This is a genomic window from Vibrio sp. V43_P6S15P86, from assembly GCF_009904725.1.
GTDB lineage: Bacteria > Pseudomonadota > Gammaproteobacteria > Enterobacterales > Vibrionaceae > Vibrio > Vibrio diabolicus.
In genome coordinates this window covers 1-10,400 of record NZ_WXWT01000046.1, presented here as the reverse complement: position 1 = coordinate 10,400, position 10,400 = coordinate 1, and the positions used below count along the sequence as shown (strand labels likewise).

The 10,400-nt window shown below is 44.8% G+C and carries 8 protein-coding genes; 4 read left to right on the top strand and 4 right to left on the bottom strand.

The features are described from left to right. Window positions 1-218: 218 nt before the first annotated feature. Both CAG69_RS02165 and CAG69_RS02160 read right to left on the bottom strand, forming a co-directional pair. Window positions 219-2,378: a prolyl oligopeptidase family serine peptidase gene (locus CAG69_RS02165; protein WP_161442532.1), complete on the bottom strand. Its 2,160-nt coding sequence runs from the start codon at window positions 2,376-2,378 to the stop codon at window positions 219-221. 206 nt (window positions 2,379-2,584) lie between these two features. Further along, window positions 2,585-4,156, bottom strand: a complete 1,572-nt coding sequence (locus tag CAG69_RS02160) for an ATP-binding cassette domain-containing protein (RefSeq protein ID WP_161442530.1) — start codon at window positions 4,154-4,156, stop codon at window positions 2,585-2,587. Window positions 4,157-4,548: 392 nt separating this feature from the next. Between CAG69_RS02160 and CAG69_RS02155 the strand changes: the two genes are divergently transcribed. The 3 genes from CAG69_RS02155 (at window position 4,549) to CAG69_RS02145 (ending at window position 7,720) form a co-directional block, all read left to right on the top strand. Continuing rightward, window positions 4,549-4,974, top strand: coding sequence for a universal stress protein (locus CAG69_RS02155; protein WP_005392539.1), 426 nt, complete (start codon window positions 4,549-4,551; stop codon window positions 4,972-4,974). A 167-nt stretch (window positions 4,975-5,141) separates the two neighbouring features. Next, entirely contained in the window at window positions 5,142-5,759 is a 618-nt protein-coding gene (locus tag CAG69_RS02150) for an NAD(P)H-dependent oxidoreductase (RefSeq protein ID WP_161442528.1), read from the top strand. Further along, complete coding sequence (locus CAG69_RS02145; RefSeq protein ID WP_161442526.1) at window positions 5,756-7,720, top strand: monovalent cation:proton antiporter-2 (CPA2) family protein; 1,965 nt, start codon at window positions 5,756-5,758, stop codon at window positions 7,718-7,720. The genes CAG69_RS02150 and CAG69_RS02145 overlap by 4 nt, the downstream gene beginning before the upstream one ends. Window positions 7,721-7,812: 92 nt before the next feature. On the opposite strand, the gene CAG69_RS02140 is transcribed toward CAG69_RS02145, so the two are convergent. Then, window positions 7,813-8,106 carry a hypothetical protein gene (locus CAG69_RS02140; RefSeq protein ID WP_005392536.1) on the bottom strand — a complete coding sequence of 98 codons (294 nt, stop codon included), beginning with the start codon at window positions 8,104-8,106 and terminating at the stop codon, window positions 7,813-7,815. Window positions 8,107-8,351: 245 nt separating this feature from the next. Here CAG69_RS02140 and CAG69_RS02135 point away from each other — a divergent pair, with 245 nt between their 5' ends. Then, the gene (locus tag CAG69_RS02135) at window positions 8,352-8,645 is read left to right on the top strand and encodes an ArsR/SmtB family transcription factor (RefSeq protein ID WP_047008415.1); all 294 of its coding nucleotides are present in this window, start codon (window positions 8,352-8,354) and stop codon (window positions 8,643-8,645) included. Between the two features lie 108 nt (window positions 8,646-8,753). Here the strand turns inward: CAG69_RS02135 and CAG69_RS02130 are convergent, their stop codons facing one another. After that, window positions 8,754-10,103 carry an alpha-amylase family protein gene (locus CAG69_RS02130; RefSeq protein WP_161442524.1) on the bottom strand — a complete coding sequence of 450 codons (1,350 nt, stop codon included), beginning with the start codon at window positions 10,101-10,103 and terminating at the stop codon, window positions 8,754-8,756. Window positions 10,104-10,400 lie beyond the last annotated feature (297 nt).

Here is a 10,400-nt window from a genome sequence, read left to right as displayed (position 1 = left end):
TGATCGCGATCAAGTTTTATTTGTATCGCATATTACTCTTCAGGTAAAGAAGAGAGTTGTAATAAATTGCAAATACCTTAATTTAATTAGCCTTGCGGTCAATTTAGAATAGTTACTCCACAATAAAATAAAAGGAAATCACACTCTGTGATTCCCTTTTATTTTCGAGTGCAAAAGCACCAATGCATTTCGTTAACTAAAAACGCAAACGATTCGCACTATTGCAGTTTCTCTATCCCCATATTGAACAGTGCAAAGCTATAAATATCTGCATTTGTCTCAATTATTTTACGCGTTGGTGTGCCAGCACCATGCCCTGCATTGGTTTCGATGCGAATCAAGGTCGGATTTGAACCCGCCTGTTTTGACTGCAACTCAGCAGCAAATTTGTAAGAGTGAGCAGGAACAACACGATCATCATGATCACCCGTTGTAATCAATGTTGCTGGGTATTCCACCCCCGCTTTTACATTGTGCACCGGCGAATAACCTTTCAGATATTGGAACATCTCTTTACTTTGCTCTGCCGTACCGTAGTCATACGCCCAACCAGCACCTGCGGTAAAAGTATGGTAACGCAGCATGTCCAGTACGCCGACTGCTGGCAACGCCACTTTAAACAACTCTGGACGTTGCGTCATAACGGCCCCCACTAACAAGCCACCATTCGATCCACCGTTAATGGCTAACTTGTTTGATGACGTTACCTTTTCATCAATTAGGAATTCAGCCGCCGCAATAAAGTCATCAAACACATTTTGCTTTTGCATTTGAATGCCAGCGTTGTGCCACTCTTTACCATACTCCCCACCGCCACGAATGTTTGCTACCGCGTAAACACCACCAAGCTCCAGCCAAGCCGCACGTGTCGGGCTAAAAGATGGTGTGAGGCTAATGTTGAAACCACCATATCCATATAGGATGGTTGGTGCACTGCCGTCCATCGGTGTCCCTTTTTTATAGGTGATGATCATCGGCACTTTTGTTCCGTCTTTTAAGGTGTAAAACACCTGGCGAGATTCATACAAAGCTGGATCAAATGACGCTTTAGATTTGTAGTACACCTCGCTATCACCATCTTTGATGTTCAGACGATACGTAGTGCTTGGCATCTTGTAGTTGGTGAAAGAATAGTAGACTTCGGTTTCTTCTTTTTTACCTGAAAAACCGTACGCACTACCAATATCAGGCAGCTTGATTTCACGGATGAGTTTGCCGTTCATGTCGTATTGCTTCACCATCGAGATCGCATCAACAATATAGCTCGCAAACAAATTGCCACCCGCGGTAGAAACACGTAACACGTTCTTTGTTTCAGGGATCAAATCTTTCCAGTTTTTGGGCTGCGGCTGACTCGCATCGACCGTCACGACGCGTTTGTTTGGCGCATTAAGGTTCGTAACCAAGTACAGTTTCGTGCCTTGGTTGTCTATTACCCAAGTATCAGAACTGGTGTTATCTAAAATGGTTTTAAGCGGGCTGTTTGGCTTACTCAGATCTTTAAAGAACAGTTTGTTACCCGATGTCGATATGCTGGCTGAGATAAACAAGTAGCGTTCATCTTCCGACGTATAGCCGCCAACATAACGGTATTTCTCTTCCTCAAAGCCGCCGAAAATCAGCTGGTCTTCACTTTGCTTCGTTCCAAGTTTATGAAAGTAGAGCTTGTGTTGGTCTGTCTTCGCGGAAAGTTCACTCCCTTTTGGCTTGTCATAACTTGAGTAATAGAAGCCTTGATTGCCGAGCCAACTGATGCCGCTGAACTTAATATCCACCAGCGTTTCACCGACTGGCTTTTTGGTTTCTGTGTCTAACACAATGACTTTGCGCCAATCGCTACCGCCTTCCGAAATGCTGTATGCAACCAAAGATCCATCTCGTGAAAAGCTCACTCCCGCTAACGATGTGGTGCCATCCTCACTAAAAGTATTTGGATCGAGGAAAATTTCTGCTTCGCCATCACCTAACTGCCGATAAAGCACATCTTGGTTTTGTAACCCGTCATTTTTGTAGAAGTAAGTGAACTTACCCTCTTTGAACGGCTGGCTTTGTTTTTCGTAATCCATGAGCTCAGTAATGCGCTCTTCAATCTGCTCGCGGTAAGGGATTTTCGCCAGATAATCAAACGTCACTGCATTTTGTGCCTTCACCCATTCTGCGGTTTCTGGGCTGAGATCGTCTTCCAACCAGCGATAAGGATCACTCACTTTTGTACCAAAGTAGTCATCGACAACATCCACTTTTTGTGTGGTTGGATACGTGATGGCTTTCGGGGTTACCTGTTCAACCGACGATTGCGCCGCTTCATTTGCATGCGCCACAGACAACACACTTCCGAGTGCGAGAACCGTTGCGAATGCTAGGGTGTTCTTTTTCATGAAATTCCTTTTTATTTTTCTGTTGTCTTTTTGTGCAATACATCAGAACTCTACTATATATCGACAAAATGAATCTAATTTCATTAAACGAGTTGTGAAAGCCATCCTAACTCCCTTATTTCCTGCCAATTCTACATATCGGTAAGTGGAGGTGTAGAGCTTAGGAACAACGCTGAAGAGCTACAATGGCGTTTACTCTCTTTCGTTTAATTCAGTTCGATTTGACGCAAAACCCCAGACTCAGAAGCGAAATCTTGGTCGTGACTAATCAGAACAAATCCACCTTTGTATGTATTTAACGCCTGACTAAGCATTATTTTTGAATCGAGATCGAGATGGTTATCTGGCTCATCAAGCAGCAGAAAAGGCAGAGAGTGTTGGTGGCTGACGATCAGCATCGCGAGCTTCATCTTCTCGCCACCGCTCAGTACACGCCCCAACCGAAATACAGCATTCCGACGAAAACCGATCCCCGCCAATAAGGTTCTCGCTTCACTTTCCGTCATCTCTAGGCAGCTCTCCATTACGTTCTCAAGTAACGAAAGATTTGGATTCACTGCGCCAAAGTGTTGGTCGAGATAATACAAGGGAGTATTCACTTGCAGCTCACCACTGAGCAACGACAACTCGCCAAGCAACGTCTTTAACAAGGTTGACTTTCCGCAGCCATTTTTCCCTTTGAGATGGACTTTATCGTTCGCAAAAATCTGCAAAGTGATAGGAGTAGAATCCCCAAAAGGCAATATACCTTCTTGTATCGACAACACTTTTCGCGAACGGTTCGGATTATCTGCAAGATAAAGCTTTTGCGCTTTGAGCTGCTCATGTCGCGATTGCAACGCCTGTTCTTTGGCTTGTAAATGCGCTTGTCTGAGTTGCTCATTCTTATTGCGATTTGAGGCGCTGGCGGTCGCGCTATCCTTTTTTCCATCAAGCAAAATTTTGGGCTGACTGCCGTCTTTGCGCAGTTTGTTCCCTTGCGCGGCGCGTTGGTCTGCTTTTTCGCGATTTTTCTGGGCTTGCTCGGCTAATCGTTTTTTCTGTTTATCGACTTGCGCTAACTGCCTCTCGACCGCTTGCAGTTCAGTGCGTTTTTTCTCGGCGTACACATCGTAATTTCCACCAAAAACCTGTAAGTCTAGGCCCGAGAGTTCCCAAATTTCCTCCATTGCTCGCAGCAGCTCACGATCGTGACTGATGAGTAAAATCGCGCCACCGAAATGCGTCATAGACTCTATCAGCCATTGTTTCGCCTCGGTATCGAGGTGATTGGATGGCTCATCGAGAATCAAAAGCTCCGTTTCGTTTTCAAACAACAGCCATAACTGCAAACGCGCCAACTGACCACCACTGAGCCGAGCACAAGGAAAATCAGGGTCTTGCGGTAAACCCATCGCAGCAAGCTGCTGTTTGAGTTTCTGTTCAATATCCCACTGTTCGCCAACCAGTTCGAACCAATGCTCAGAAACATCACCTTGTTCAATCTGCTTTAAAGCATGCAAGACCGAGTCTGTTCCCAGAAACTGGGCGATCGATTGCTGACCAGAAAGCAAATCAGGCGGCTGCTGGCGATACATCATGAAAGAAGAGGGAAAAGTCACTACACCGCTGGAAGGCTGAGTTTCGCCCGCCAAAATGGAAGCCAAAAGCGACTTACCGATGCCATTGCGCCCAACCAAACCAACACGTCGTTTAGTCATGGAACAAGAAATAGACTGGAATAGCGTCTCGCCATTATCAAACTGATGGCTAACATTAAAAGCTTGTAAAACTGGCATAATTTGCCTCCTGTATGACAGGGACAACAGCCGTAGCTATGATTTGAGATTGCAACAAAACGCGTGCACAAACGCATTAAGCTCTATGTAAAGCTCGACGATAAACGTCAAATCAAAGATTTGTCTTGTTACAAAGAAATATCGGAAAGTGAGCTACGCCTACTAACCCTGCAGATCCAAAAAATAAGTAAAAAATATGGATGACAGGTTTAGTTCTTCATTTTGGCGTAATCTCCTAGAGAAATGATTTGCGAAGTTTAGCGGGTTTTCTGACTAAAAAGCAAGCAGCATTATTTATCAAAACTTTGAACGATTTCGAGATCTTATCTACACAAATTTTGCCCAAGCCATACTATGCTTACAGTAAAGCTAATCCACATAAGGGCGTGGTAATGAAATACAAACATATCCTTGTTGCACTCGAACTGTCCGATGAGAGCACTGTTCTGATCGACAGAGCCGTAGCGATGGCTAACTATCTCGACTCCGATATTTCATTCATCCATATTGATGGAACTCACGGGGAAATTTATCGTGAGCTCGTAGACATTAAAGAGAACCCAGACCAAAGGCCGCTGAATGAGCACTCTATGGAATGTTTGAGAACATTCAGTGAGTACATGGATTATCCACTCAAACACTTCTTCGTGGGTACTGGTGATTTAGCCGACAAGCTCGAAATTACCATCAAAGAGCAAGAAGTGGACTTGCTGATTTGTGGCCATCACCAAGATTTCTGGAGCAAAATCATTTCCTACTCAAGACATCTTATCAACAAATCACCAGTCGATATTTTAGTCGTTCCTATTCATGATTAATTAAAATTTGACACTTGCCAAAACCACCAACTTATTTGGTGGTTTTTTATTGATATTGAAACAGCTTAAGCACTTTTCCAAGCTAGCTTGACGGCCATTTATGAGTTACATTTTCTAACCAACCTGCGCTCCTACCGGGCATGGTTATTTAGATAGCAAGGATCCTTATGGCGAATAAAAAAGTATTAATTCTCTTTGCTCATCCTTCCCAGCATCGTTCAGAAGTGAATACTCCACTTTTCAAAGAAGCTCAAAAAATTGAAGGCGTGACATGTGTTGATCTCTATGGTGAATACCCTCGTTTCGATATCAATATCGACCGTGAACAACAACGCTTGCGTGAGCATGATGTGGTGGTTTTTCAATTCCCACTATATTGGTATTCAACCCCAGCAATTTTAAAAGAGTGGCAAGATCTGGTTTTGGAGTATGGCTTTGCTTACGGCACTGAAGGAACCGAACTACAAGGTAAAACCATGCTGTGCGTACTTTCGGCCGGCGGCAAGGAAGAAGCCTATAAAGCCGAAGGCTACAACCATTTTACGATTCGGGAACTGCTCGCTCCTATTGAGCAAATGTCAGCGCTCACGGGTATGCACTACATTGCGCCTCTTGCTTTGTTCGGCGCACGTACTGCCGAAGAAGAAGGACGAATTCCCCGTCATGTCGAACGGTACAAAATCCTGCTAACAGCATTAGTCGAAGATAGACTGGATGTTGAAGCAGCTGCGTCATTAATCAAACTCAACAGCGCACTTCCGAAGCTCATCAAGGAGGCTTCATGACAGGGATATTCTTACAAGCCTTCGTGTATTTGATTGCCGCTGTAATTGCGGTACCACTTGCCAAGCGTTTAGGGCTCGGTTCCGTTTTAGGTTACCTCATCGCTGGTGTGGTAATTGGTCCAATTATCGGTTTAGTCGGTGAAGAAACAACGACAATTCAGCACTTTGCCGAATTTGGCGTGGTGATGATGCTATTCCTAGTGGGGTTAGAGCTAGAGCCTAAAATGCTCTGGTCAATGCGAAATCGTTTAATGGGCTTAGGCGGTCTTCAAGTTGGCGGTACCATCGCGGCGATTATGGGTATTGCCCTGTACTTTGAGCAGCCTTGGACCATTGCCTTAGCCATCGGCTTGATTTTCGCCCTTTCTTCTACCGCGATTGTTTTGCAAACTTTTAGCGAAAAAGGGTTAACGAAGACAGAAGGTGGACAAAACGCGTTCTCTGTTTTACTTTTCCAAGATATCGCTGTTATCCCGATGTTGGCCTTTATTCCGTTGCTGGCCCTGCCAGAGTTAGTCGAACAAGCACAAAATGCCGTTCAAACTGCTGCGCAGCATCATGACGATTTAAACCTCGTGGCCGATTTACCGGGCTGGGCGTACGGAATAGTCATCACAGCATCGATTGCGATTGTCGTCGTTGGTGGTCACTTTTTAAGTCGACCTCTGTTGAGCTATGTTGCTAGCTCTGGGCTGCGTGAGATTTTTACCGCCACCGCATTGATGCTGGTGATCGGCATCGCAGCACTGATGAGTTTGGTTGGCTTATCTCCTGCATTAGGAACTTTCTTGGCTGGCGTTGTATTGGCGAACAGCGAATTTCGCCACGAGTTAGAGTCCAATATCGAACCATTTAAAGGGTTGTTGCTGGGTCTGTTCTTCATCACCGTCGGAGCTGGGATCAATTTCTCAGTTCTATTTGGTGACTTCTGGTTGATCATGGCACTGACCATTGGCGTGATGGTATTGAAAGCCTTGGTCCTATTTATTCTCGCGCTGATATTTAGAGTGAAAGGCAGCAACCGCTGGCTGTTTACCTTAAGCTTGGCTCAAGCGGGTGAATTTGGTTTTGTGTTGCTAAGCTTCTCTGTGCAAAACCACGTCATTCCGTTTGAACTCTCGCAAACGCTTGCGCTGGTTGTTGCTATCTCAATGTTCTTAACGCCAGGTTTGTTCATTCTATTTGACAAATTAATACTGCCGCGTTTTGAAACTCAATCAAACGAAAGGGAAAGCGATACGATTGAAGAAAAAGGCACAGTAATCATCGCTGGTATCGGCCGTTTTGGTCAGATTGTTAACCGCTTGCTTGTTTCTAATGGTGTAACAACAGTGGTGCTCGATCACCAAGCCAACCAAGTTGATAACATGCGCCAGATTGGCACTCGTGCTTATTTTGGCGATGCGACTCGACCAGATATGCTGCACACTGCAGGCATCGAGCATGCGGCTGCGTTGGTCGTCGCAATTGATAACCAAGAATCGAGTGTGGAACTGGTGAAGTACGTCAAACACACGTACCCCAAAGTAACGGTGATCGCACGCGCCTTTGACCGTGGTCACGGCTATCTTTTGCGTCAAGCTGGGGCTGATATTATTGAATCGGAAACCTACCATTCCGCATTGGAGATGGGCGGTCACACGATGAAAGCACTTGGTATTCATCCCTTCTTTGTTGAGCAGCAAAAAGCGACATACAAGCGTGTTGAAGCACGCAAGTCCGAGATACTCTACAAAGCTTGGGAAGATGATTCTGAAGGCGAACGTTATGACAACAATTTCCGACAACTGTTTATTCAGTTAGAGGAAAAAATGGCGGAAGAGATGCAAAAAGATCGCCATGACAAACTCTCGCGCTCAGAACGTGGATGGACGCCACCGCCGAAAGGTTACGCCGATGACTTCAATGAAGATAACGTTCAAGAACTAACACCACCAAGAGAAGAGCCTATCCAACGATAACGCACTCCATATTAAAAACCTCCCACTTGGGAGGTTTTTATTTTTTCAGTACCGAGTCACACGCCGTGCAGGATAAAATGATCTTCTCGATATTACATAAGATCATTCATTAAAATCTCATACTCTTCGTTTGCTTCTTCCACTAAGTGAGAAAGCTCTAACGCATCAGTAACTGCAAGATTGAACTGCCACGGAGTTGTGTCTTCTTTACCACAGATTCGAGTTTCACACCCACGGCTCTCAAAAGACAAATCATCAAACTCTGTGGTATGGCGCTCTTGAAGTTCTACAATCTCAACTTCTAATTTACCGACAGGGTTAACTTTAACGTGAGCATGTAAATCTGAACTGTTAGACAAACAATAATCTCTATGAACCGCAATCATGGCCGCCTCCTTGGTCTGCCAACTGACAACTCACCCATGAGTGTAGACGAGGGAGTTTGAACGTGGGGTGAAATAATAATGAAGATTGATCTGTCTCATTGGAGTAGACAATTATTGTTGTGCAGGTATGAGCCGGTATGAATCTCATCTGATTTAAATCGTTCCTAGATCACAAGAGTTGGCATTTACCGAGACTTTCCCTATTATCGAAACAAATTTACTGTAGTCATTCTTTAGAGGTCAGTATGGAGCTTGAAGCCGTCGCTAAAGCACTAAAAGAGTTAGGTCATCCTACTCGTTTAAGTATTTACAAAGAAGTTGTCAAAGCGGGATACAAAGGTATCGCGGTAGGCGGCGTACAAGAAAAGCTTGGCATTCCTGCTTCCACTCTCTCTCATCATATTTCTAGTCTAGCCTCAGCCGGGCTTATCACCCAACGTCGTGAGGGGCGAACCCTTTTTTGCGTTGCAGAGTACCAATGTTTAGATGATGTGATCGGCTTTTTAAAGGCTGAATGTTGCGTTAATGAGTGCTCATAACCTCATAGCAGAGGCGAAAGACTTCGCTTTTACATTAGACTTTACCCGTTCTTGAATGACCGCCGACAAACATAAACACCGAGCTCGCTAAGCTCGGTGTTTTATTTTTTAGTTTTCGACGAGCAACATTGAGGCTTTAGGTGGCACAATTAACTTACCGTCAGATGGAACGTCCTGAACCGTCATCAAATCCACCCAGTCGCCATCCATTTTCAATGCCAAAGACTGCTGACGCTGCGATTTATTAAGCACGACAATGCCTTTGCTCCCTCGCTTAAGTACCAGCATATCATCGTTACCTTCAAGAACACTCATCGACTCGCCATGTGTCATATTATGGAATTGGATCATTTTCGCCATTCGCGGATCGTTCCATGCGCCTTGCCATCTTGGCTTGCCATTTTTATCTGTAATACCGCTAGTGTTTAAGTCGGTATAAACCAATGGCACACCACCATCGCGGCCTAGAATGTAGGCATAAGCTAACCATTCATTTTCCTCATCCATGATCAGATCAAGAAAAACGTCATTGTTAGGAATGTCATGCGTGACAACAAATGTAATCGCGCGACTGGGCGAAAGGGCCTGACCGAAACAGTATGGGTCAATCAACGACTTGAAACTGCCCTTTTTAGCGAACGCCTTAAAAATGGTCGAGAACAACGGGAAATCATAAGCGCCTAAGCGAGTTTCCTGTAAATACGGCTCAAGAAACAACTGATACTCTTCCTCTGTCGCACCGCCATCGGTAATAATTTCGCCAAATATATGCACATCGCGCGTGATGTCGTCTGTCCAAACACGTTTAAGATGCTCTAGCGTCATGTGTTTCGCGGCATCAATACGAAAACCTTTCACACCAATGGCTTTCAATGCTTTTAGGTAAGCGCGTTGCTGCTCAACGACATGGTCACAAACACGGAGGGTTGGCAAGCCAGGATCAGTTGGTCCACCTGTGATGCGTCCATTTTGTACCTGCCATTTATCTTTCCAGTCTTTAATACCGAACGCTTCAACAAAGTCCTCTTCATCAAAAAGCGGTTGAGATAAGTCGCCAAATAACGTTATCGACTGATATTTCTGTTTGTTTTGTTGGTACTCCTCCAAGACCTCTTGCCTTGGGTATTGGAGGTCTCGGCGAAGGTGGGCCTCATTTGCCATATGGTTAAACACCACGTCAGCGTAAACCCACACGCCAACTTGCTCCAGTTCACGAACCATACGGATAAAGTCTTTGGTATCACCCAACGCATTGTCGATGACACGGTAATCTTGAGGTTGATAGCGCTGCCACCAGCGATCATCGTGGGCGCTTTTCATTGGTGGCGAAACCAACACGGAGCCGTAACCTAGCTCGTGGATTTCTTTTGCTCGTTGGGCAATGTCAGCATACTTCCAATTAAACGCATGTAAGATAACATTCGCACCGAATGATTGTATTTCCTGTGAGCCACTCATGTTGTTCTCCTACTCGTTTTCACTCACGATTACTTGTTTGCATTTTTTTGTGAGTGAATTCAATAGTCGAAATTATAAGAGCTATTCATCAGACGCCCTCACCCTTTTCGCCCTAACTCAAGGCTGAAAATGAAGGCGTAGTGACTCCTCCATTGCACAAGTAGAAACGGTTCTGGACGTAAACGAGTAGATGACATTCAAGCACATCGCACATAAAACAAACTAAGTCATTGTTTTGTATTGAAAAAAATCGCATTCAAAATATATAAAAGAAAATGCCCGGGTACGCCCTAAAGG